The organism is Phocaeicola sp. HCN-40430 (assembly GCF_037890285.1).
Classification (GTDB): Bacteria; Bacteroidota; Bacteroidia; order Bacteroidales; family Bacteroidaceae; genus Phocaeicola; species Phocaeicola acetigenes.
Genome location: NZ_JBBKBS010000003.1, coordinates 112,889 through 137,398 on the forward strand (window position 1 = coordinate 112,889; position 24,510 = coordinate 137,398).

17 protein-coding genes and 3 tRNA genes are annotated in these 24,510 nt (G+C 42.8%); 12 read left to right on the plus strand and 8 right to left on the minus strand.

Features of this window, described 5'->3' with window-relative positions; genetic code table 11:
- Window positions 1-160: 160 nt before the first annotated feature.
- The 3 genes from WKU26_RS02225 to mutA all read right to left on the minus strand — a co-directional run bounded on the left by WKU26_RS02225 (window position 161) and on the right by mutA (window position 4,798).
- On the minus strand, window positions 161-592 hold the full coding sequence (locus WKU26_RS02225) for a BACON domain-containing protein (RefSeq protein WP_340320755.1): 432 nt from the start codon (window positions 590-592) through the stop codon (window positions 161-163).
- A gap of 188 nt (window positions 593-780) precedes the next feature.
- The gene (gene scpA / locus WKU26_RS02230) at window positions 781-2,931 is read right to left on the minus strand and encodes a methylmalonyl-CoA mutase (protein ID WP_178265939.1); all 2,151 of its coding nucleotides are present in this window, start codon (window positions 2,929-2,931) and stop codon (window positions 781-783) included.
- A gap of 4 nt (window positions 2,932-2,935) precedes the next feature.
- Entirely contained in the window at window positions 2,936-4,798 is a 1,863-nt protein-coding gene (mutA, locus tag WKU26_RS02235) for a methylmalonyl-CoA mutase small subunit (RefSeq protein ID WP_340320756.1), read from the minus strand.
- Between the two features lie 314 nt (window positions 4,799-5,112).
- Here mutA and WKU26_RS02240 point away from each other — a divergent pair, with 314 nt between their 5' ends.
- Window positions 5,113-6,795: a putative transporter gene (locus tag WKU26_RS02240; RefSeq protein WP_340320757.1), complete on the plus strand. Its 1,683-nt coding sequence runs from the start codon at window positions 5,113-5,115 to the stop codon at window positions 6,793-6,795.
- A 138-nt stretch (window positions 6,796-6,933) separates the two neighbouring features.
- Here WKU26_RS02240 and WKU26_RS02245 read toward each other — a convergent pair whose 3' ends face one another.
- Both WKU26_RS02245 and WKU26_RS02250 read right to left on the minus strand, forming a co-directional pair.
- The gene (locus WKU26_RS02245) at window positions 6,934-9,324 is read right to left on the minus strand and encodes a TonB-dependent receptor (RefSeq protein WP_340320758.1); all 2,391 of its coding nucleotides are present in this window, start codon (window positions 9,322-9,324) and stop codon (window positions 6,934-6,936) included.
- A gap of 237 nt (window positions 9,325-9,561) precedes the next feature.
- Window positions 9,562-10,572: an aspartate-semialdehyde dehydrogenase gene (locus WKU26_RS02250; RefSeq protein WP_340320759.1), complete on the minus strand. Its 1,011-nt coding sequence runs from the start codon at window positions 10,570-10,572 to the stop codon at window positions 9,562-9,564.
- Between the two features lie 202 nt (window positions 10,573-10,774).
- Between WKU26_RS02250 and WKU26_RS02255 the strand changes: the two genes are divergently transcribed.
- Genes WKU26_RS02255 through WKU26_RS02265 form a run of 3 tightly spaced genes read left to right on the plus strand, consistent with a single transcriptional unit; the run spans window position 10,775 to window position 14,302 of the window.
- A complete protein-coding gene (locus WKU26_RS02255) occupies window positions 10,775-12,922 on the plus strand; it encodes a cation:proton antiporter (protein ID WP_340320760.1) in 2,148 nt (715 codons plus the stop codon).
- A complete protein-coding gene (locus WKU26_RS02260) occupies window positions 12,919-13,641 on the plus strand; it encodes a tRNA threonylcarbamoyladenosine dehydratase (protein WP_340320761.1) in 723 nt (240 codons plus the stop codon). Before WKU26_RS02255 ends, WKU26_RS02260 begins: the two co-directional genes overlap by 4 nt.
- Before the next feature lie 4 nt (window positions 13,642-13,645).
- Window positions 13,646-14,302, plus strand: coding sequence for an ABC transporter ATP-binding protein (locus WKU26_RS02265; RefSeq protein ID WP_178265932.1), 657 nt, complete (start codon window positions 13,646-13,648; stop codon window positions 14,300-14,302).
- A 72-nt stretch (window positions 14,303-14,374) separates the two neighbouring features.
- On the opposite strand, the gene rplS is transcribed toward WKU26_RS02265, so the two are convergent.
- Entirely contained in the window at window positions 14,375-14,728 is a 354-nt protein-coding gene (rplS, locus tag WKU26_RS02270; RefSeq protein WP_204402086.1) for a 50S ribosomal protein L19, read from the minus strand.
- 194 nt (window positions 14,729-14,922) lie between these two features.
- Between rplS and WKU26_RS02275 the strand changes: the two genes are divergently transcribed.
- The 4 genes from WKU26_RS02275 (at window position 14,923) to WKU26_RS02290 (ending at window position 19,815) form a co-directional block, all read left to right on the plus strand.
- Complete coding sequence (locus tag WKU26_RS02275) at window positions 14,923-15,693, plus strand: 5'-nucleotidase C-terminal domain-containing protein (RefSeq protein WP_340320762.1); 771 nt, start codon at window positions 14,923-14,925, stop codon at window positions 15,691-15,693.
- 17 nt (window positions 15,694-15,710) lie between these two features.
- Window positions 15,711-16,556: a bifunctional metallophosphatase/5'-nucleotidase gene (locus tag WKU26_RS02280; RefSeq protein ID WP_340320763.1), complete on the plus strand. Its 846-nt coding sequence runs from the start codon at window positions 15,711-15,713 to the stop codon at window positions 16,554-16,556.
- Window positions 16,557-19,526: a glycoside hydrolase family 3 N-terminal domain-containing protein gene (locus tag WKU26_RS02285; protein ID WP_340320764.1), complete on the plus strand. Its 2,970-nt coding sequence runs from the start codon at window positions 16,557-16,559 to the stop codon at window positions 19,524-19,526.
- Between the two features lie 121 nt (window positions 19,527-19,647).
- Window positions 19,648-19,815 carry a 4Fe-4S binding protein gene (locus WKU26_RS02290; protein WP_340320765.1) on the plus strand — a complete coding sequence of 56 codons (168 nt, stop codon included), beginning with the start codon at window positions 19,648-19,650 and terminating at the stop codon, window positions 19,813-19,815.
- Window positions 19,816-20,635: 820 nt separating this feature from the next.
- Here WKU26_RS02290 and WKU26_RS02295 read toward each other — a convergent pair.
- On the minus strand, window positions 20,636-21,793 hold the full coding sequence (locus WKU26_RS02295; protein ID WP_340320766.1) for an acyltransferase family protein: 1,158 nt from the start codon (window positions 21,791-21,793) through the stop codon (window positions 20,636-20,638).
- A gap of 382 nt (window positions 21,794-22,175) precedes the next feature.
- Here WKU26_RS02295 and WKU26_RS02300 point away from each other — a divergent pair.
- The 4 genes from WKU26_RS02300 (at window position 22,176) to WKU26_RS02315 (ending at window position 23,224) form a co-directional block, all read left to right on the plus strand.
- Window positions 22,176-22,250: transfer RNA gene (locus tag WKU26_RS02300), tRNA-Val, on the plus strand.
- A gap of 34 nt (window positions 22,251-22,284) precedes the next feature.
- Window positions 22,285-22,362 (plus strand) — tRNA-Val (locus WKU26_RS02305).
- A gap of 30 nt (window positions 22,363-22,392) precedes the next feature.
- Window positions 22,393-22,467 (plus strand) — tRNA-Val (locus WKU26_RS02310).
- Between the two features lie 112 nt (window positions 22,468-22,579).
- The gene (locus WKU26_RS02315; protein WP_340320767.1) at window positions 22,580-23,224 is read left to right on the plus strand and encodes a helix-turn-helix transcriptional regulator; all 645 of its coding nucleotides are present in this window, start codon (window positions 22,580-22,582) and stop codon (window positions 23,222-23,224) included.
- Here the strand turns inward: WKU26_RS02315 and WKU26_RS02320 are convergent.
- Window positions 23,215-24,501 (minus strand): O-acetylhomoserine aminocarboxypropyltransferase/cysteine synthase family protein, encoded by a 1,287-nt coding sequence (locus WKU26_RS02320; protein ID WP_340320768.1) that lies wholly within the window; start codon window positions 24,499-24,501, stop codon window positions 23,215-23,217. The genes WKU26_RS02315 and WKU26_RS02320 overlap by 10 nt on opposite strands.
- Window positions 24,502-24,510: the final 9 nt, after the last annotated feature.

The window sequence follows — 24,510 nt, forward strand, 5'->3', positions numbered from 1 at the left end:
GTTTAAATGGAATTTGAAGATACAAATAATTGGGGATATACCCTAAAGGTAAGTATCGAATGGGGATAAAAAGGCAATAACAGAAATCAGAAAACCTCCACAGACTGCTGTACATAATGGAGAAGTCTGGGAGGTTATCTTATAGATATCTTGATATATCTTATTCATCCTCTTTATCCTCAGAAGGAGAATCGGATTTTGTTTGGGTAATGCGGCATTCTATCGACTCCCCTCCGCAATGAATGGTTATGGTAGCTAGTCTGTCGTAATCCTTGTCGTTGGCGAGTAAGACCGCTTTAATAACATGTTCTCCTTTCTTACCCGATGTAGGGGTAATGCTTATCCAGTCTTCATCGGTTACTTCTTCTTTTTCCATGTAAAGCGTGGTATTCCAGTCCTGCAAGGTTGTAAAATGTATGGTACACTCGGAAGCTGTTTGAGGAACGGTCTGTATTTGCTCGGTAGCTTGGGTAATCATGATATTTCCTTCGAGTGGTGGAAAGTCATTTGTATTTTCGTTGCAACCAACGGAAAAAAGAGCGGTTACTGCAATGCAAAGCATCATTTTCAAATAAGAAAAATAGAGTTTCATAGCGATTAAATGTATGTTTTATTGGTAAAGATACGTTTTTTATGGATTGTAAATGATATTTGGAAAGTTTATTATTAAAAAACGGATGTATTTCTTGGGGAACTTATGCGTCTGTTACATTTTATAAAATAAAAATCTCCTGAATATCCATAAGATACTCAGGAGATTCCTTATTAAAGAGGGTAAAATTATTCTTCAGTATCGAGTAACAGCTCCATTACCTGACAAGCTGATTTGGCTACAGATGTACCCGGACCAAAGATTGCCATGACTCCGGCTTTGTACAGGAAGTCATAATCCTGTGCTGGAATAACTCCTCCGGCAAAGACGAGGATATCTTCGCGTCCCAATTTTTTCAGTTCGGCAATGATTTGCGGAATCAGTGTCTTGTGTCCTGCTGCAAGAGAAGAAACTCCTACTGCGTTGACATCGTTTTCCACTGCTTCGCGTGCTGCTTCTTCCGGAGTCTGGAACAACGGTCCCATGTCTACGTCGAATCCGCAGTCTGCAAATCCTGTTGCTACTACTTTGGCACCTCGGTCGTGTCCGTCTTGTCCCATTTTGGCAATCATGACACGTGGGCGTCGACCTTCTTTCTTTGCAAATTCTTCGGTCAGTTCGCATGCTCGTGCGAAATCTGCATCTTTTTTACTTTCTGATGAATACACGCCTGATATAGTTCTGATTACTGCTTTATAACGTCCTACTACCACTTCGCAGGCATCGGATATTTCTCCCAATGTAGCACGTACTCTTGCTGCTTCTACTGCCAGTTCCAGCAGATTACCCTTTCCGGTCTTGACACATTCGGTGATAGCAGCCAGAGCTTTGTCTACTTCTTCCTGATTACGTCCTTCTTTCAGACGGCGTAAGTTCTCAATCTGTTCCTGACGTACGGCTGTGTTGTCGACTTCAAGAATATCAATCGGGTCTTCTTTTTCCAGTCTGTATTTATTGGTACCTACGATAGTCTGTTCACCCGAGTCGATACGTGCCTGTGTACGTGCCGCTGCTTCTTCGATACGCATCTTAGGAATACCGGTTTCGATTGCTTTGGCCATACCGCCCAACTTTTCGATTTCCTGAATATGTTCCCAGGCACGATGAGCCAGTTCGTTGGTCAGAGATTCTACATAATAAGAACCTCCCCACGGGTCGACATTCTTACAGATTTGTGTTTCTTCCTGAATGTAAATCTGAGTATTACGTGCAATACGTGCAGAGAAGTCGGTTGGCAGGGCAATTGCTTCATCAAGAGCGTTGGTGTGAAGAGACTGAGTATGCCCCAATGCGGCAGCCATTGCTTCAATACAAGTTCGTCCTACGTTGTTGAACGGATCCTGTTCGGTCAGTGACCATCCTGAAGTCTGAGAGTGAGTACGCAAGGCAAGTGATTTCGGATTCTTCGGGTTGAACTGTTTTACAATCTTTGCCCACAACATACGTGCAGCACGCATCTTGGCAATTTCCATAAAGTGGTTCATACCGATAGCCCAGAAGAACGATAAACGAGGAGCAAATGCGTCGATGTCGATACCTGCCGCTACTCCGGCACGAAGATATTCCAAACCGTCGGCAAGAGTATAAGCCAATTCGATGTCGGCTGTTGCTCCCGCTTCCTGCATGTGGTATCCGGAAATGGAGATAGAGTTGAATTTCGGCATTTTCTGTGATGTATATTCGAAAATGTCCGAAATAATCTTCATAGAAAATGCAGGTGGATAAATATAGGTATTACGTACCATGAACTCTTTCAGAATATCGTTCTGGATAGTTCCTGCCATTTCTTCCAGTTTGGCACCTTGTTCCAGACCTGCGTTGATGTAGAACGCCATAACAGGAAGTACGGCACCGTTCATGGTCATGGAAACAGACATTTTATTCAATGGAATACCGTCGAACAGCACTTTCATGTTTTCCAATGAACAGATAGATACGCCAGCCTTACCTACATCACCTACTACACGCGGATGATCGGGGTCGTAACCGCGATGTGTCGGAAGGTCGAAGGCTACCGACAAACCTTTCTGTCCTGATGCCAGATTACGGCGGTAGAATGCATTCGATTCTTCTGCTGTAGAGAATCCTGCATACTGACGGATGGTCCAGGGACGGAAAGTATACATCATGGAATACGGACCACGCAGATAAGGTGGAATACCTGCTGCGTAATTAAGATGTTCCATGCCTTCCAAGTCTTCTTTTGTATATACCGGTTTTACTTGAATCTGTTCCGGTGTTCTCCAGTTGGCTGTGATGCCATTTTCTTTTTGCCATTCCATTCCGTTTTGTGGCTGGAATCCGGCATATATATCGATATGTTTAAAATTCGGTTTCATGAGACTACTTTACTCCTAACTTTTCGTTATACTCTTTCAATGTTTCTAACACGTTGCAGCGTACATGGATGAAGTTTTCAATGCCTGCAGCTTTCAGATCTTCCATACAAGCTGGTGCACCGGCTACAATGAACATTGCGCGTCCGTTTACAGCCTGGAAGGCAGGAATTGCATATTCTGCATATTCATCATCGCTGGAACAGATAACCACAATGTCTGCCTGTGCTTTCATTGCAGCTTCTACTCCTTCTTCTACTGAAGCAAAGCCCAAGTTGTCTATTACCTCATAGCCTGCACATGCCAGGAAGTTGCAGGAGAACTGCGCACGTGCCTGACGCATAGCCAAGTTACCGATAGTAAGCATGAATGCTTTTGGACGTTTACCAGAGTGTTCGGTCTGCAAACGTAACGCTTCGAATTCGCTTGCAGCACGGTCGGTATTCAGTTTTGCAAAAGTTGTATCTTCTTTTTCTTTGATTTCACAACTGCATGACGAAGCAACCGGAGCTTTTTCTCCTGCCAGTTCGTTGAAGTTAGGATATTGGTTGGTTCCCAATAGAATTTCTTTTCGTTTCGATACGGCTTCATGACGAGCCTTGTTGCTGGCATTGACAGCATTCTGTACACTTTCAGATAAAACCGCTTTCAGCATACCGCCTTCATCCTCTGTCTGTAAGAACAGTTCCCATGCCTGTTTTGCAATAGCTACAGTCAGGTTTTCAATGTAGTAAGAACCTGCTGCTGGGTCTACAATACGGTTGAGGTGTGCTTCTTCCTTCAGCAGCAACTGTTGGTTGCGTGCAATTCTTTCAGAAAAATCGTTTGGAGTTTCGTATGCCTTGTCGAAAGGACTAACGGTGATAGAGTTGACACCTGCTACAGCTGCACTCATTGCTTCTGTCTGAGTACGGAGCAAGTTGACATGTGCATCGAACAAGGTCAGGTTGAAACTGGATGTTTCTGCATGTGCAAGCATCTGACAAGCACATTTGCATGCAGGTTTGTATTCGTTGACAATGTTGGCCCACAGCATACGAGCTGCACGGAATTTGGCTATTTCCATGAAATAGTTGGAGCTGATACCGAAATTGAATTTGATTTTTTTCGCAGCCAGATCAGCAGGAACACCAGCTTCTGTCAGTTTGCTTAAGTATTCATTTCCCCAAGCGAGGGCGTACCCCAGTTCCTGATAGATATAAGCTCCGGAATTGTTCAGAAGGAGGGAGTTGACAGCAATACAACGGAAATTAGGATATTCAGCTAAAACTTCTACCAATTCTTTTGCTGAGTCAATCACAGAAGTAAGATCCTTTCCTTTCTTCAACATTTTACTGATAGGGTCGAAGTTGACAGAACCTTGAATCTTTTCGGGATTATATCCTTTTTCTTTAAAATAACCCACTAAGATTTTGGCTAACTGTACGGTGTGTCGCTGACAAGTGGAGAAGTTCAGTTCCACACATTCGCAGCAGATATCTTTTAATAGTACGCGAACTAATTCCTCACTTACTTCGTCGCCTTTGATTGTGAAGCCTAATGAATCAATCCCTTTATTTAAAATATCGAGTGCTTTGGCATTGGCTTCTGCAGGATTGTTTACTTGGATATCTTGTCGGATAAACCATGTATTGTCATCTTTTTTATTTCCTCTTACATAAGGGAACTGTCCTGGAAGTCCTTCTGTGGTTTTTATTCCTTCTAAATCTTCCTGACGGTAGAAGGGTTTTACTTTAAATCCTTCATTGGTTTTCCATACCAACTTCTTTTCGTAGTCGGCTCCCTTTAGGTCGACTGTGATTTTATCCATCCACTCTTGTGTGGAAACGGAAGGAAAATCTGAAAAGAGTGTTTCTTTACTATCTGCCATAGTGAAAAGTGTTTTTTTGATATTATGATTTAATGTTCTCTTGCATTCGATTTTAAATCCATGCTGGGCAAATATACGAATAAATTGCATAGAGTAATGAAAGAGCAAGAGTATTTTTTAGAATCTCATGTTGTCATTAATCCTTTAAAAAAAAGAGAATGTAAATATCTTTGAAAGAATAGCTGCAGAAGTATTGGTGGTGCTTAAAAAAGTAAAAATAACTAAAGTTTATATAAGTTTTTTTCAGTAAAAGAGGGTTGATTGATTATTTTTATTTACCTATTTTTGCCGTATAAAACTTATTATTTAATATCATGAATTGGCTACAAGATTTATTGACAAACCCTAACTCTATAGCTCATATCATGGCACTTTATGCTTTTGTGATAGCTGTGGGGGTTCTTTTGGGTAAGATTAAAATTTTTGGTATCTCATTAGGGGTTACTTTTGTACTATTTGTTGGGATTTTGGTCGGGCATTTTGGATTTACCGGTAATCCGGCTATTTTATCCTTTGTACAAGATTTCGGGTTAATTTTATTTGTTTTTTGTATTGGCCTACAAGTAGGACCTTCCTTCTTCTCTTCTTTTAAGAAAGGGGGAATAACCATGAATATGTTGGCCGTGGGAATTGTTGTCCTGAATATTGTGGTTGCATTGGCATTGTACTATGCTCTGCAAGGTCGGGTTGATATTCCGATGATGGTGGGTATTCTTTGTGGTGCCGTAACCAATACTCCCGGTTTGGGTGCTGCAAACGAGGCATTACAGCAGTTGAACTACCAAGGTCCGGAAATCGCAATGGGATATGCTTGTGCGTATCCGTTGGGAGTAATGGGTATCATTCTTTCTATGATTGCTATACGTTATATATGTAGAGTAAATATGCAGAAAGAAGCAGAGGATATCCAAAAGGAGGAGGAAGCTAATCCTCACCTGAAGCCTTATCACATTGTATTGAAGGTACAGAATGAGGCTTTGAGTGGAAAGAAAATGTCTCAGGTACAAAACTTCCTGGCTCGTGATTTCGTTTGTTCCCGTATTCTTCAGGACGGACATGTATATGTACCGAATGCTGATACGGTATTACGTTTGGGAGATGAAATGAACATTGTCTGTGCCGAGGACGATTCTGAAGCTATTCAGGCGTTTATTGGTCCCAAAATCGACGGGGTAGACTGGGACAAGCAGAGTAAGCAGGATAAGCCGATGGTATCACGCCGTATTCTTGTTACTCAGCCGTCTATTAACGGTAAGACCTTGGGAGAACTGCATTTCAGTAGCATGTATGGTGTAAACGTGACTCGTGTAAACCGTTCGGGTATGGACTTGTTTGCGGCTCGTCAACTGACTTTGCAGGTGGGTGACCGTGTGATGGTGGTAGGTCCTCAGGATGCAATTGAACGTGTGGCAGCGTTGTTGGGTAATCAGTTGAAACGTCTGGATCATCCGAATATCGTAACCATTTTCGTAGGTATTCTGGTTGGTATTCTGTTTGGTAGTCTTCCTATTGCATTCCCTGGAATACCGACTCCGGTTAAACTGGGTCTGGCAGGAGGACCATTGATTATTTCTATTTTGATAGGTCGTTTCGGACACAAGGTAAAACTGGTAACTTATACAACAATGAGTGCCAATTTGATGCTGCGAGAAGTGGGACTGGTTTTGTTCCTTGCCAGTGTCGGTATTAAAGCAGGAGAGAATTTCGTGCAGATGGTTGTGGAAGGCGATGGTATGTTGTATGTAGGTATTGGTTTCCTTATTACAGTTATCCCATTGCTGATTATCGGAATGGTGGCTCGCTGGCGTCATAAACTGAACTATTATACATTGATGGGATTGATTGCCGGTAGCAACACAGACCCTCCTGCATTGGCTTACGCGAATCAGATTTCAGGTAATGATGCTCCTGCTGTAGGATATTCTACTGTATATCCGTTGACTATGTTCTTGCGTATTCTTACCGCACAATTGCTGATTCTGTTTATGGCAGGATAATTCTTTTATCAGATAATTAATAATCCGCTATCCGGTTTCTTTCCGGATAGCGGATTTTCTTTTAAAAAAGAATCCGGTACAGAAAGAAAGTTTTTTCTTTGTACCGGATAGGATATAGAGAGTGTGATTAAGTCTGTTTTAGAAACGGCAGCGGATATCTACTCCAACCTGTACCGGGCGTCCCATTTGTGCAAACCCACGACTCATTGTTTCGAAGTAGAATGCCTGATAGTCGGTATTCAGTGCGTTGTTTACCCAGAATCCTATCTGCCCATTTCCTTTGTTGAGGCTGATACGGCCATTCAGTGTGCCGTAAAGAGATTGGCTGGCATCATTTTTTTCTGTCCAATAAATACGTCCTGCTGCTTTATAATTAGCATTGAATGTGATATTGTCGAGTATGCTGTTCTTACGCAATGTCCATATATATTGTGTTCCTACACTGAAGGTATGTTTCGGCACGAAGGGTACGTAGTGACCGTTATAGCTTATTTTTACTATTTCTTTTCCTGCCTTTTCATTCGTTTCATAATCGGTAAAGGTTGCGTACGTGTATCCGTAGTTACCATTCAGGCTCCATGCATCCGTGAGTTGCGCACGTAAAGAGGCTTCGGCACCTATGCTACGGCTCTTTCCCGCATTGACAGTGATTCGTCCTAAACCGTTGTCTGAGAAGCGTGAAATCTGCTGGTCGCGTGTATCCATATAGAAAGCAGCCAAATCTGCCTGTAGTTTACCGTCGAATAGGGTGAGGTGAGTTCCCACTTCATAGTTCCAGGAATACTCTGGCTTGTAAAGAACCGTTTCACTGACGTTGGCCGGCTGGTCTTTGTACTTTTCGAACATGCTGGCAAACTTACTGAAGTTCGGATCCTGTGCCAGTGCATCGAGCATGGCATTTTTCAGAGAACCTTGAATTAAATCCGAGAACATCTGTATGTTGTATCCTCCGGAACGGTATCCTTTGGTGGCAGTTACGTATACATTATTCTGCTTGTTCCAGGCATATTGTATCGTGAATTTAGGCAGTAACTGCAGGTAGTCGGTCGACTCTTTTCCTGTAAATGATGAAAGTGCATCCAGATTTTTACTTTCCATCTGCATAGGACCCATTTTGAATAAGAAGTCAAAGTTCATGGCACTATGTGCATTGTAATTCATCTTTATCTTTTCATAATCCAAACGCAGACCGGCTGTTACAGACAGACCCTCAACCAATAGATCGTTCAGTGTAGATTGGTGGTAGATGGCTCCGTTCAAAATAGGAGTATCGTAGCTTCCCGGTACCGGCATAGTAGGATTGTTCACAGTCAGATGCATGGTAGGCATCATCGGAGAGCCGCTTGGGAAAATACTGTTTACATTATCTTCAATCATACTTTTTACTCCATCCTGCTGGAAGGTTACAGGAGCGTCGGTAGTCAGCCACTGATAGAATCCGCTTATACCGGTAGTCCACTGCCAGCGTTGTCCGGCTTTCGATTTCAGCACCAGTTCTTCTGTCAGTGTTTTGGAGTTCTGCTTCTGCATCATGGTGTAAATATCCAGCTCTGTAAAATCCTGGTCAAGATTCATCTGGTCGTACAGATACTGTACACCGGTAGAACTGCTTAGTATAAAATTGTCTGCCTGGTAAGAAAGGTTCATTCCGGCATTCAGAAGATTACGTTTGTATCCACATTCGTGGTTATAGGAAATCTGGTTGATATATTCTGCACGATCTTCCTCTCCGCTGGTTTTTCCGGTATACATATATGGATATCCACCTTGATTGGTGTATTCGTAGTTAAGGGTGAAGTCCAGTTTCAAGTTCTCTGTAGGCAGATAGATGGCACGGATGCGTCCTCCGAATTCGTCATCGGTGTCAATGCGTTTGCCGTTGTAACTGTTTTTGAAGAACCCTCCATTGTGCTGGTAAAAGAATCCGGCGGAGAAAGCAAACTGTGAAGAAATACGGTGATAATGTGTAAGCGATGCTTTGTAGTCATTATATGTGGCTGCACTGAGCCGTACATCTGTTCCCTGATAAGTGAAAGGTGATTTGGTAAAGACACGAATCAGTCCGCCCATGGTATTTCTACCATAAAGTGTACCTTGAGGACCTCTCATTACATCGATACGTTCGATGTCTGAATAGTTGAAATCGAAAGCCGACTTGTCAATAAAAGGAATATTGTCTACATACAATCCGATTGCTGGAGTATTGATACGTGAGCCGATTCCACGTACATAAACAGAAGTGGTCAGCTTTGAACCATAATCGGGGATAAACAGGTTAGGCACCAGTCCGGAAATGGATTTGATGGAGGTCACTGCATTGTTTCTCATTTCATTCTGAGAAAATGAAGTAGACGATAAAGCCTGTTGACGGAGGCGGTTGTTTTCTTTGGGGGTAGCAATTACCACTACTTCTTCAATGTCTATCACTTTGGTGGTATCTTTGCTTTCAGGTACATAGCCTGTTTCGTTTGCTGCCATTGCAGCACTTGCTACAGTTGTGAGTGTGAGCAATAAAGCACTTTTTTTCATCCTCGTATTGTATCTGTTAATACTGTTTTTAAATTCGGTTGCAAAGTAAGTACGAACAAGTGAAACGTGCAATCCTAATTTATGAGGATTTTATGCAATGGAAAGAGTAAAAGAAACTGTATACAAGAAGCGTCTCACTGCAAGGAGACGACCGTCCCACTACAAGGAGACGGGTGTCTCATTATAATGGTACGACCGTCCCACTGCCGTGGGACGCCTGTGATAACCGGATTCAACTTATCCGATATTCTTTACTTTGATAAGATATTCTGCGATTTGTACAGCATTCAAGGCTGCTCCTTTCTTAATCTGGTCACCTACAATCCAGAAAGTCAATCCGTTTTCGTTTGCCAGGTCTTTACGGATACGTCCTACATATACAGGATCTTTTCCTGCAAGGAACAATGGCATCGGATATTCTTTCTTTTCCGGGTTGTCCATCAGAATCAGTCCTTCTCCTTCTTCGAAAGCCTTGCGTGCTTCTTCTACAGATACCGGACGTTCTGTTTCAATCCAGATGCTTTCTGAATGAGAGCGAAGAGCAGGTACACGTACACAAGTAGCACTTACCTGTACATCAGAGTGCATGATTTTCCGTGTTTCGTTGTACATCTTCATTTCTTCTTTTGTATATCCGTTTTCAGTAAATACGTCAATCTGAGGAATCAGGTTGAAGGCCAACTGATAAGCAAATTTTTCTACTTTTACAGGTTCTCCTGCCAATACCTGACGATATTGTTCGTACAATTCGTCCATAGCAGCTGCACCGGCACCACTGGCAGCCTGATAAGTAGATACGTGTACACGTTTGATGTGTGTCAGGTTTTCGATAGCTTTCAGTGCTACAACCATCTGAATAGTAGTACAGTTCGGGTTGGCAATAATACCTCTCGGACGGTTCAGTGCATCTTCAGCGTTTACTTCAGGTACTACCAATGGAATATCGTTATCCATACGGAACGCACTTGAATTGTCGATCATTACTGCACCATACTTGGTGATAGTATCAGCAAATTCTTTAGAAGTTCCTGCACCTGCAGAAGTAAAGGCAATGTCTACACCTTTAAAGTCATCGTTGTGCTGCAGAAGTTTCACTTCAATCTCTTTTCCTCGGAATGTGTACTTCTTTCCGGCACTACGTGTAGAACCGAACAATACTAATTCATCGACAGGGAAGTTTCTTTCTTCGAGCACACGCAGGAATTCTTGACCTACGGCTCCGCTCGCACCAACAATTGCTACTTTCATTTTCTTCGTTTTTATTTTCTGATTAATGTTAGTTCTTTATCCAGTTATCGGACTTTATGTAATGTTATGTTGCTTTTTTGTAATGCAAAATGTTGCAATTCTCTAACTGACTGCAAAAATAAGACATTATTAAATATAAACTCGGTGAAATGGGAAGTTTTTTGTAATTTTGTTGTTAAAATGAAAATAGATTATCTGTTTTATGAAAGAACTGTTCGATTTGATGAATTTTGATATAAGTTTTCCTATTACAGATCCTACATGGATATTCTTTTTGGTATTGGTCATCATTTTGTTTGCGCCGATTGTGCTGGAACGGCTTCGCATTCCGCATATCATTGGTATGATTCTGGCCGGTGTGGTAGTAGGGGAGCATGGGTTCAATATCCTGGCACGCGACAGTAGTTTTGAATTGTTCGGTAAGGTAGGGTTGTATTATATCATGTTTCTGGCTGGTCTGGAAATGAATATGGAAGATTTTAAGAGCATCCGTGTTAAGGCTACGGTCTTGGGATTGCTGGCTTTTATCTTTCCATTGGGTATAGGTATCTGGACGAATCTGAACCTGCTGAACTACGGTTTGATGACTTCTGTGCTGCTGGCCAGTATGTATGCTTCACATACCCTGATTGCTTATCCGATTGTGATTCGCTACGGTATTAACAGGCAAAGGGCTGTCAGCATAGCTGTAGGGGGTACGGCGGTCACTGATACGCTGACTTTGTTGGTGCTGGCTGTGATTGGAGGTATGTATAAAGGTGAGACTTCCGAAATGTTCTGGATATGGCTGGTATTGAAAGTCGTTGTGCTCAGTGCGGTTATTATGTTTACCTTCCCCCGTATCGGACGTTGGTTTTTCCGTCGTTACAGTGACAATGTAGTGCAATATATCTTTGTGATGGCCATGGTTTTCCTTGGAGCCGGTCTGATGGAGTTTGTCGGTATGGAGGGAATCTTGGGAGCCTTTTTGGCTGGTTTGGTGTTGAATCGTCTGATACCTCATGTTTCTCCTTTGATGAGTCATCTGGAGTTTGTCGGAAATGCCTTGTTTATTCCTTACTTCCTTATCGGCGTGGGGATGTTGATTAATGTCAACGTCTTATTTGGACATATCGACTCGGTTAAAGTAGCTGTGGTAATGATTGTGGTGGCTCTGCTAGGAAAGTGGATTGCTTCATGGCTTACACAGAAGATTTATAAGATGCGGGCATTGGAACGTGAACTGATGTTTGGATTGAGTAATGCTCAGGCTGCTGCTACACTGGCTGCAGTGTTGGTCGGATATAATATTATTCTTCCTTCGGGCGAACGCTTGCTGAATGAAGATGTACTGAATGGAACAATTCTGCTTATACTGGTAACGTGTGTAGTTAGTTCTTTCATTACGGAACATGCAGCGAAACGTATTGCTATGGATGATGCGGCTGTAACCGATGAAAAAAAACAGGAGAAGGAATGTTTCCTCATACCGGTTGCCAATCCGGAAACTGTAGAAAATTTGATGAATCTTGGATTGGTGGTACGGGATGGTAAAATGAACAACAATCTGGTTGCTTTGAGTGTAATTAATGATAATAGTGACTCGGCTGCCAAACAGGAGATGAGGGGAAAACGTAATCTGGAGCGTGCGGCGCAGATTACAGCCTCTGCAAATGTGGACTTGAAAACAGTCAGCCGTTTCGATTTAAATATTACAACAGGGATTCTGCATGCAGCTAAAGAACACGAAGCGACCAATATCATCATTGGTTTGCATTATAAAATGAGTATTGTAGACTCTTTTTTCGGAAGTTTGACGGAAAATTTGTTGAAGAATACTTATTTGCAGGTGATGGTAGCCCGCTTCCTTATTCCTGTGAATACGTTGAGGCGTATTATTGTGGCTGTACCTCCGAAAGCCGAGTTTGAGCATGGCTTTATGAAGTGGATTACTCATATGTGTAGAATGAGCGGACAGTTGGGATGTCGTGTACACTTTTATGCGCAAGCCCGTACATTGGGGTATATCAAAGGTTATATTCAACAGAAGCATAAAGAAACAAGAGCTGTTTTCTCTGAGTTGGAAAACTGGGATGACTTGTTGATTCTGACCGGACAAGTGAACTATGATCATCTGTTGGTTATTGTCAGTGCACGTCGTGGCTCCATTTCTTATGATTCGGCTTTCGAAAAACTGCCGACTCAGATTTCCAGATATTTTAATAACAACAGTATCATGGTGCTTTATCCGGAACAGAAAGGAGATCCGAACGAGAGTCTTTCTTTCTCCGATCCACGTGGCTGGGCTGAAACTCAGTATTATGATAAAGTAGGTAACTGGTTTTATAAATGGTTTAAGAAAAATTCATGAGTGAAATAAAGAAAGATTGGCAACAGCGTACAGAACTGTTGTTGGGAGAGGAAAAGATGGAACGTCTGCACCGGGCGCATGTGCTGGTTGTTGGACTGGGAGGAGTAGGAGCCTATGCTGCCGAAATGATTTGCAGAGCAGGAGTGGGAAAAATGACCATTGTAGATGCCGATACGGTTCAACCCAGCAATATCAACCGCCAGCTTCCTGCCACTCATTCTGTATTGGGAAGACCAAAAGCTGAAGTATTGGCCGAGCGGTTTAAGGATATTAATCCGGAGTTGGAGCTGAATGTCTTGCCTGTATATTTAAAGGATGAGGCTATTCCGGAGTTGTTGGATAGTGCTTCTTTCGATTTTATTGTCGATGCTATTGATACGGTTGCCCCTAAGTGTTACCTTATCTATCATGCACTTCAGCGAGGACTTAAAATTGTAAGCAGCATGGGAGCAGGTGCCAAACGGGATATCACTCAGATACGTTTTGCCGATTTGTGGGAAACCTATCATTGCGGATTGAGTAAGGCGGTTCGGAAACGCTTGCAGAAGATGGGAATGAAGCGGAAGTTGCCTGTTGTCTTCAGTACGGAACAGGCTGATGAACATGCGGTGATTCTGGTAGACAATGAACAAAACAAGAAATCAACAGCAGGAACAGTCAGCTATATGCCGGCGGTATTTGGATGTTATCTTGCTGAATATGTAATTCGTAAAATCTGATCATATGATACAATTAGAAAGTATTACGAAAAACTTCGGCTCTTTACAGGTGTTGAAGGGAATAAGTTTTACGATTGAAAAAGGAGAAGTTGTAAGTATAGTGGGACCCAGTGGAGCAGGAAAGACTACTTTACTGCAAATAATGGGCACATTGGACAGACCGGATAGCGGACAGGTCTGGTTGAACGGAACAGACGTCAGCCGGATGAAGGAGAAGGAACTTTCAGCTTTTCGAAACCGGGAGATTGGTTTCGTCTTTCAGTTTCACCAGTTATTGCCCGAGTTTACAGCATTGGAAAATGTAATGATACCTGCCTTGATTCAAGGTGTTTCTTCAAGTACAGCTCGGAAATCGGCTATGGAAATGCTGGATTTCTTAGGATTGTCTTCTCGTGTATCGCACAAACCGGCAGAACTGTCGGGAGGAGAGAAACAGCGTGTGGCTGTAGCCCGTGCTTTAGTTAATCATCCTTCGGTTATTCTGGCCGATGAGCCTTCGGGAAGTCTGGATACACAAAACAAAGAGGAACTGCACCGTCTGTTTTTCGATTTACGTGATAAACTGGGCCAGACTTTTGTCATTGTGACCCATGACGAAGACTTGGCTTCGAAAACAGACCGTACTATTCATCTGATAGATGGCCGGGTTGTTTCACTTTAAGGTAATAAAATAAAAAAAACTCCTGTCGATGACGGCAGGAGTTTTTTATGTAGGAATAATAAGTTTGGGGAATTACGCGTTAACACGTTTTTCCTGAATTCTGGCCTTCTTACCAGTAAGAGCACGCAAGTAGTACAATTTAGCACGGCGTACTTTACCAATCTTATTAACTGTAATGCTGTCGATAGCCGGAGATTCCAAAGGGAAGATACGTTCTACACCTACAGTTCCTGACATTTTACGTACAGTGAAACGTTTCTTTTCACCGTGACCTGAGATTTTGATAACAACACCGCGATACAACTGAACGCGTTCCTTGCTACCTTCAACGATACGGTATGCTACTGTGATTGTGTCACCAGCTTTGAATGAAGGATGTTGTTTACCAGTAGCAAATGCTTCTTCTGCAATTTTAATTAAATCCATTGTTTTTTAAAATTAAATTGTTTATCGTTACAACGCAACATATCAAGTAACTCTTCTTTGACAGCGATTGCGCGAAAGCGGTGCAAAGTAAATGATTTTTCGGCACATAGCCAAACGTTTATGGGATATTTTGGAAATAAAACGTTGTAGGGCTTACTTTTTTTATCTACTTTTGAAAATAAAATGAATATTGTATGAAACTGAATTGTATGAAGCAAGTGGCAATGTCTGCTTTGCTGGCCTGTGTGATAGGAAATACAGCATGTAGTTCCAGTTATTCTTTGGTGTCAGTAGAAGGAGGAAGAGTTGCCATGACTGACATGTATGACAGTCAGGCAGATCAAGCAGCTCTGCAGATTGTCAAGTCTTATAAAGATAGTGTAGATGCGGTGATGGCTCCTATTATAGGTTATGCTCCCGAAGTGTTGAAAGCGTATCGTCCGGAGTCTCCTCTGTCGAACTTGATTGCGGATGTACTGCGTGAAAGTGCAGAGATAAAGACTGGAGTGCTTCCTGAAGTCGGTGTGATGAATATGGGAGGTATTCGTAATATTCTGAATGCAGGAGCTATTACAGTCAGTTCCATCTATGAAATAAGTCCGTTTCAGAATGCCTTGGTGGTAGTAGAAATGAAAGGAGAAGATTTGTTGGAGTTGTTTGGACAGATGGCAGCCGTGCATGGCGAAGGACTGAGTGGAGCAAAACTGGTTATCTCAAAAGATGGAAAGCTCTTGAGTGCTAAAGTCGGAGGGCGGAACATCGAGCCTGAAAAACTGTATAAAGTGGCTACTATTGATTATCTTGCTGAAGGAAACGATCGTTTGGAAGCATTTAAAAAAGCTGTAAACAAGACAATTCCTTCCGATGCCATTTTGCGTGATTTGTTTATTGATTATGTAAAGCGTTGTGAGAAACAGGGAAAGCCTGTACGTGCAAAAGTTGAAGGACGTATTGTGGAACAATAGTAAAGGAGGGTATAAAGATGAAAAGAATTTATTTGACCGCATTGTTTTTCCTGTTTGCTGTTGTTGCAACGGCACAGAAGACTAAAGAAGTATATGTTTTTCATACCAATGATATGCATAGCAGGGTAGAAGCCTTCCCGCAAGATTATCAGGATACGTTGTTGGCTGGAAAAGGCGGATTGGTACGTCGGGCTACTTTTATAAAGGAGCAGCGAAGAATACACCCTGATTTATTGTTGTTCGATTCCGGCGACTTTTCTCAAGGCACTCCATATTATAATCTCTTTAAGGGAGAGGTGGAAGTGAAACTGATGAACGAGATGGGTTATGATGCCGGTACAATAGGCAATCATGAGTTTGATTTCGGATTGGAGAACATGGCCCGTTTGTTCAAATTGGCTAATTTCCCTATTGTTTGTGCCAATTATGATGTGACGGGTACCGTACTCGAAGGATTGGTAAAGGAATATGTGATTCTCAATCGGGAGGGATTGAAGATTGGAGTCTTCGGTCTTGGTCCTCAACTGGAAGGATTGGTTGCTGCCGAATGCTATGGTGATGTGAAGTTCGAAGACCCTGTTTCGGAGGCTCAGCGTGTGGCTGTCTTTTTGAAAGAAAAAGAACATTGCGATTTGGTTATCTGTCTTTCTCATCTGGGATGGAAAGACGATCCTTATTCGGATATCTCTCTGATAGAAAACACTCGTTATATTGATTTGGTATTGGGAGGACATTCTCATTCTTATTTTGAAAAACCGGAGTTTTATGAAAATCTGGATGGAGAACGAATCCCCTTGCAGCAAATGGGCAAGAATGCAGCCTTTGTAGGTAAAGTAGTGTTGAAACTTGAGAAAGAAAAATAAATGAACAGACGATTTATATGTAGTATATGGCTTTTGTGTATAGGTATGGCTTTGTCTGCACAGACAACAGGCATATTGAGCCATATAAAAGATACGGTTGCTTGTAACAAATGGGTAGAGGAGCAGCTTGCCGGAATGACTCTGAAACAGAAAATCGGGCAACTGTTTATCCATACGGTAGCTCCGGTTACTACGCAAAAGAATAAGGAGAATATAGCGCAGGCAGTGAAAGAATATGCCGTGGGAGGACTTCTGTTTTCCGGGGGTACACTCGATAAACAGGTGCAGCTTACAAACTGGGCACAGCAAATGGCTAAAGTTCCCTTGATGATAACTTTCGATGGGGAATGGGGACTGGCCATGCGGTTGAAAGAGTTTCCTGCTTTCCCGAGAAACCGGATATTAGGATGTATACAGAGTGATACCTTGCTGTATCGTTATGGGCAGGAAGTAGCCCGTCAGTTGCGCGAGATTGGGGTATGTGTGAATTTTGCTCCGGTAGCCGATGTGGATAACAATCCGAAGAATCCGGTAATCAATACCCGTTCGTTTGGAAGCATACCTCAGGAAGTAGCACGGAAGGTGATTGCTTATTCACGAGGTTTGGAAGATGGAGGAGTGATGGCTGTATGCAAGCATTTTCCTGGTCATGGAGATACTGAAGTCGATTCGCATCATGCACTTCCGGTGTTGAATTTCGACCGTGCCCGTTTGGACAGTGTGGAACTTTTGCCTTTCAGACAGGCGATAAATGCCGGTATCAGTGGAATGATGACCGGGCATTTGAATGTGCCGGCATTGGGGAAAAAGCCCGCATCGGTTTCACCGGATATTGTGCGGGGAGTGTTACAAGGCGAACTGAAATTCTCCGGTTTGACATTTACCGATGCACTGGCTATGAAAGGCATCTCCGGAAGTACGGATCTCTGTGCACAAGCTTTGATTGCCGGCAACGATATGTTGCTTGCTACCCGTAATCTGAAGAGGGAATTGGACGGTGTACTGGCTGCTATCCGAAGCGGGAAATTATCCGAAGAAACAATCAATCAGAAATGCCGCAAGGTGTTGACTTATAAATATGCCTTGGGTATGAACACTCGTCCGGAAATTCGTACCGAAGGGTTAAGAAAGCGTCTTTATACTGATAATACGGAAAAGTTGATGAAGGATTTGGATAAGGCAGCGGTGACCTTGCTGAAAGATTCAGATTATGTGCTGCCCTTAGACTTGTCGTTATCCGGAACGGTTTTGTTGAGTGTGTCTTCTTCGCTGACAAAATCTGCTCCTTTTTATCAACGGTTGCGCGAAACGGTAGACCTTAGCTGGATGCGGGCCAATACGGATTCCTTGTCGGTTATTCGTCAGAAACTTCGGGCTGCACAACGAGTAATTGTAGCCTTGTATGAGAAAGATTGTACCCCTTATGCTCGTTTGATAAAGGAAATTGCCGGAGAAAAAAATGTGGTTTTTGTTTGTTTTACCTCTCAGAAATCATTGGAGAAAATTCCGTCGGTAATGAAAAAGGTTGCGGCTGTAGTGTTGGCTCATACGGATACTCCATCAGTGCAGCGATATGTAGCAGATGCAATAACAGGAAAGACTTGTATCGACGGACGCTTGTCGGTGGGTGTGTCAGGACTTTGGGCAGCAGGTACCGGAATAATCCTTGACCCGGATCGTCCACGCCGCTTTAAGCCTGAAGATTTTGGATTGGATTCCCGTGTTTTGTCGTCTATTGATAGTATTGCACAAGAAGGAATCCGTGCAGGTGCTTTTCCGGGTTGTCATGTACTGATACAGAAAGAGGGATATCCTGTTTATAATAAATGTTTCGGACATTTTACTTATGACGAAGCTTCAAGTCCGGTCACAGAAAATGATTTGTACGATCTGGCCTCATTGAGTAAGGCTACGGGGACTTTGCTTGCTGTGATGAAGTTGTATGATGAAGGAAGATTTGGTCTGACCGATAAAATCAGCCGTTATGTACCTCAGCTTGCAGGCACCGACAAGCAGAATATTACTGTACAGGAGTTGTTGTATCATGAATCCGGACTACCTTCTTATTTACCTTTTTATATGGAAGTAATTGATAAGGAAAGTTGCAAAGGCGGGTTTTATTCCAAAAAGAAGGATAGCGCTCATCGGATACAGATTGCTTCCAGCTTGTATATCTCTACCGATTATAAGTATAAGCCGGAATGGATTTCCAGAACGTATTCTACAGACTATCCTTTGCAGATAGCCGACAGCTTGTTTATAAAGAAAGAATTTCGGAATGTAGTTCTGAAAGAATTGGCAGATGCTCCTCTCAAAAATCGTTCATACCGTTATAGTTGCTTGAATTTTATGCTGCTGAAAGAAATGGTTGAAAATATATCGGGAATGCCGATGGACAGTTATTTGGACAGTGTATTTTATAAACCCATGGGGCTGCCCCATACACTTTATAATCCTCTGGCCCGCTTTAAAAAAGACGAGGTTGTTCCCTCTGTGGCAGAAGATTTTTTGCGTGGCGGTGTATTGCAAGGATATGTACACGATGAGGCTACAGCCTTGTTGGGAGGAGTTTCCGGCAATGCCGGTCTCTTTTCTACGGCACGTGAGGTAGCTGCCATTTTTCAGATGATAATAGATCGGGGAATTTACGGCGACCGTCGGTATTTAAGCCGTAATACTTGCGATTTGTTTATGACGATGAAGTCGAAGAATAGCCGGAGAGGTTTGGGATTCGACAAACCGGATGTAAAGGATGCAGAGGCCAGTCCTTGTGCGGCAGAAGCTCCCGCAACTGTGTTTGGTCATACCGGATTTACCGGTACGTGTGCATGGGCCGATCCGGATAATAATCTGGTCTTTGTTTTTCTTAGCAATCGTATTTATCCGGAAGCTTTTGGACGGAATCTTTTGATGAAACTGAATATTCGTCCTCGTATGCAACAGGCAATGTATCAGTCTTTAAAGAAATGAGTTTATTTAGAATAAGTATAAATATAGTAGTTTTTGCTATGTGGAGGTTACAACATAAGCTAAATTGTTTACCTTTGCAATAACGAATTAGTACTACTATAATAACTTAACTTTTACTACAATGGCTTACGTAATTAGTGACGATTGTATCGCTTGCGGTACTTGTATCGATGAATGTCCGGTTAGCGCAATTTCTGAAGGTGATAAATACTCTATCAACCCAGAAATGTGTACAGAATGTGGAACATGTGCAGATGTATGTCCTTCTGAAGCTATCAGCTTGGAATAATCGATAATCGTCTTATGACAAACTAATATAGGCTGTTCTCTTAACGAGAGCAGCCTATTTTTATTTATATCCCTGTTTGTGCCTTTCGAAGGATGACTGATTTTACTGATTTGTCTTGAAATTTCAGGTTGACAAATCGATGTGATTTTTCTTGTTTTGATAATAAAAATAAAAGAAAAAGCCTTTTGTGCTAACTCGTGTTTTGCTCAAAACTTATGCTCACGAATGGAATTTGGGAGTATAAACAGAGAAAATATGCGGAGTATTCTGTTGTACAACATAAATTAGAGACTTGTAATCGAAGATAAAAGTACTTGTATTGTGGGCTGATGATACAAGTATCGACAGGTTGTGTGACTAATCGCGTTGCCTTACGCGACTAATCACGTTTGCAGTTGCGAATAGAATCCGGTTTTAATGTTGTTTTTGTGGCTATTCAGTCCTTTTTATGAGAAAAATATTCTTCGTTTGAAAAAAGATAAAAAGACTCAGGATAATGTTTATTGGAGGCATATTGTAAAAGGGTAGAGCTGTTTGTAGGAAAATAGGATGAAAATGTCTGCATTCTCTTTCTTTGTGAATTTTTCAAATGCCGGAAAACGGGCAAATTTCTTATGACTTCTGAGTGAGGAGACGAATAGCGCCGTGTAGAAGCCTCTGATTTGACATTTTGTTATTATCTTTTTCTCCGTTGGGGGAGTTGTTCCTTTTTTACATTTTGTCAGTTGGAGCGGGTTTTATCAGTCGCTGGAAATTCTATCCATGCCCTATATTGTGGTGGACTGAAATCCGGCAGAGCATGGATAGAATGGAGCACAGATTACTTGTTTTTGGATAAGAACTTACGGCTAAGCCATTTTCTGACAGGTTCGTCGTAACACTTCAAGCACAGATAGGCCAGCAGGATGCTTCCTGTGTATACAAGGGCGGCCATTTGCCAGCATTCTGTAAATGTATAAAGCTTGTTTTTTATCAGCCATGCATAGAACAGGTACATCAGCGGATAGTGAATGGCATACAGAGGGAAAGAGATGTCGCCTAAAAAACGGCAGATGCGTGTAGACTGTTTGTCTGTAGTTTTACCGGAGGCGGCTATCCAAACCAATGCAGGAAAGATAAGAGCGATACAAATCAACTCGTATACTCCGTTCAAGCAGACCGGTGATTTTCCTTCTATATAGGGCACGCAAAACAGTATCAGCAATGCGGCCGAGCAAATCCAGAAAGCTCCTCTTGCTTTTATGGGGCGGAAGTGTCGGGACAGTAACATACCCAGTGAAAACGGAAAGAGCATACGCAGCATGCCTCCCCAGAAGTTTGCACCATCGAGTGTCCATCCTACTCCCAGCATGCCGTATCCTACAATGTCGAAGAGTGCAAACCAGGCCAGTCCGATACCTGAAAGGGCGACCAGTATAGCCAGTCCCCTGTTGGAAAGACGATGGATGAATAAGGCATACAGGATATTTCCAATGTATTCGAAAAACAGAGACCAGCTGGGACCGTTCAGAGAGAACATTTCTCCATTTCCCCGTACGTCGTAGCCCGCTCCCGGATAAGCCGGAATAAAGAACATGGCGGCCAGCAGGGCAAGCATAACGGCTGAGGTAGCAACGTGGCTTCCATCCCACTGTACAGAGCCTTGAATGCAAAAAGTGATAGCTCCAATGATTGTTCCCATAATAATCATGGGGTGAAGGCGAATCAGGCGGCGTGTAAAGAAGTTGCCTAATGTCATGTTTCTTTTCCAACGGTCATCGTAGGCATAGCCGATGACAAATCCCGAAAGAATGAAGAAAAAGTCGACTGCCAGATAGCCGTGATTGATGGTGGTAATCAATGTACCTCCGGCAGCAAAGGAAAGACCTTCGAAAATATGGTAAAATACGACTAGTAATGCTGCTACTCCTCGTAGTCCGTTGAGAAGTTCGTAGTGTGGCTTTGTATCGGTAAAAGCTGCTGAAGAAATGTGTGACATGATATTTGAATGATTTTGTAGTTATGTTTTTAGTGGGGCAAAAGTAGGTAACTTTATAGAAATAATATTTGTCCTAAAACAAAAACGACCGGACGGACTGAGAAGAAAGACCGATTATTGGGGTTGATAAGGGTAGGATTGAACATTTTGTTTTATGGATATGGATGGTATTTTTGTGATGGGAGGCAAGGGTATGTGTGTGTTACTGTATTGAGGGCTGAATTTTTTTTGATTTTGTGAATAAGGGTTAGTCGCTGAAAATAAGAATGTTATATTTGTCTGCGAAAGAAAGATGAAATTTTTTATGAAAAAAAGTGCAGGAAATGTTTGCAGGTTTAAAATAAAGCTGTACCTTTGCAACCGCAATCGAGAACGATACAACGGGCGTTTAGCTCAGCTGGTTCAGAGCATCTGCCTTACAAGCAGAGGGTCGGCGGTTCGAATCCGTCAACGCCCACTCCGATATGAAATCGATTCTCGAAAGCCTTTTTGGGCGTTTAGCTCAGCTGGTTCAGAGCATCTGCCTTACAAGCAGAGGGTCGGCGGTTCGAATCCGTCAACGCCCACCAAAAAGAACTTATTGATCGAATTTCCCTTTCGGGCGTTTAGCTCAGCTGGTTCAGAGCATCTGCCTTACAAGCAGAGGGTCGGCGGTTCGAATCCGTCAACGCCCACTTCCAATAAGCCTCGCATTTGCGAGGCTTTTCTTTTTTATCTGTTTGGTTCGGAACATTTTTTATGCTGGCGTTGTTTTCTTGAAAGAAACATATTACCAGATATACTTTTATGAAGACGTTGGTGTTGGCCGATAATCAGGATGTGACTTGCATTGGAATAGAAACTGTATGGCAACTGCACGGATTTGGTGCAGGGAAGGGACTGCGTGTTTTTAGTGAGAAAGAGCTGTCGGAAGCTTTGTTGGAAAACAGGGATGCGGTGGTAGTGCTCGACTATACTTTGTTTGATTGTACGGCTGAACAGTTGTTTGTATTAAAGGAACGTTTTTCTGGTATTCATTTTATTCTTTTCAGTGATTCTCTTAGTGAAGATTTTGTGCGCCGCATGGTGTGTGGCAGGGAGGGATTCAGTGTGCTACTGAAAGATTCTTCTTTGGAGGAGATAAAGGCATGTTTTGCGGCGGCTTCGGAAGGCAGATTGTTTGTCTGTGAGAAAGTGTCTTCCTGGTTGTATGCAAAAGAAAAGGTAAAGGAAGAAGTCTTGCCTTTGACATCGACCGAGAAAGAGATTCTTCGGGCAATGGCTTTGGGGAAATCGACAAAGGAAATTGCTTCAGAACGTTTTCTTAGCGTGTATACGGTGATGACACATCGTAAGAATATCTTTCGTAAGCTTTGTGTAAACAATGCGCACGAAGCGATTCGTTATGCGCTTCGTGCGGGACTTGTAGATATAGTGGAGTATTATATCTGATCGAGGGCCTGTGTCAGATCGGCTATCAGATCGTCTATGTGTTCGGTTCCTATTGACAGACGTACGGTTCCGGGGAGGATGTGCTGTTCTTTTAACTCCTGCTCGTTGAGTTGCGAGTGTGTAGTGCTGGCCGGGTGTATGGCCAACGATTTCATGTCGGCTACATTGGCAAGAAGGGAGAATATCTGCAGGCTGTCGATGAATTTTTGTGCTTCTGTGCTTCCTCCTTTTATGTCGATGGTAAAAATCGATCCCCCTCCTTTGGGAAAATACTGTTGGTATAATCCGTGATTAGGATGGTTGGGGAGAGACGGATGGTGTACGGCTTCTATCTTTGGATGCTGGTTCAGGTATTCTACTATCTTCAATACATTTTCTACATGCCGTTCTACACGAAGTGAAAGTGTTTCCAGTCCTTGTAGCAATAGAAATGCATTGAATGGGCTGATGGCAGCTCCTGTATCGCGAAGCAGAATGGCGCGTATGCGGGTTACGAATGCGGCAGCTCCGGCTACTTCGGTAAACTTAAGTCCGTGGTAGCAAGGGTCTGCTTCGGTAAGTTGCGGGAATTTGCCGGATGCTTTCCAGTCGAATTTTCCTGAGTCGACAATAACGCCTCCTAGACTTGTACCATGTCCTCCGATGAATTTGGTAGCCGAATGTACTACGATGTCTGCTCCGTATTCAATGGGACGAATCAGATAAGGAGTTCCAAACGTATTATCGATGATGAGAGGAATGTGGTGACGGTGTGCAATGTCTGCTACCTTTTCGATGTCGATGAGGTTTGAATTGGGATTGCCTAAGGTTTCGATAAAGATAAGCTTGGTGTTTGTCTGGATAGCTTCTTCAAAATTCTCGATGCGCTCTGGGTCTACGAAAGTGGTATGTATCCCTGATGTGGGAAGGGTGTGTGCCAGAAGATTGTATGTACCTCCATAGATGGTTTTTGCGGCTACAATGTGATCGCCTGTCTGGGTGATGTTCTGGAATGCATAGGCGATGGCGGCTGCTCCAGAGGCTACAGCCAGTGCGGCAATTCCTCCTTCTAGGGTAGCTATGCGCTTTTCGAGCACATCCTGAGTGGGGTTAGTCAGTCTTCCATATATATTGCCGGGTTGTTGCAGGGCAAAGCGTGCTGCTGCATCGGCGGAATTGTGGAATACGTATGAGGTTGTTTGGTAGATGGGTACGGCGCGGGCATCGGTGGTAGGGTCTGCCTGTTCCTGGCCGGCATGAAGCTGGAGGGTTTCGAAGTGTAGTTTGTTTAAATCCATAAGTTGTAT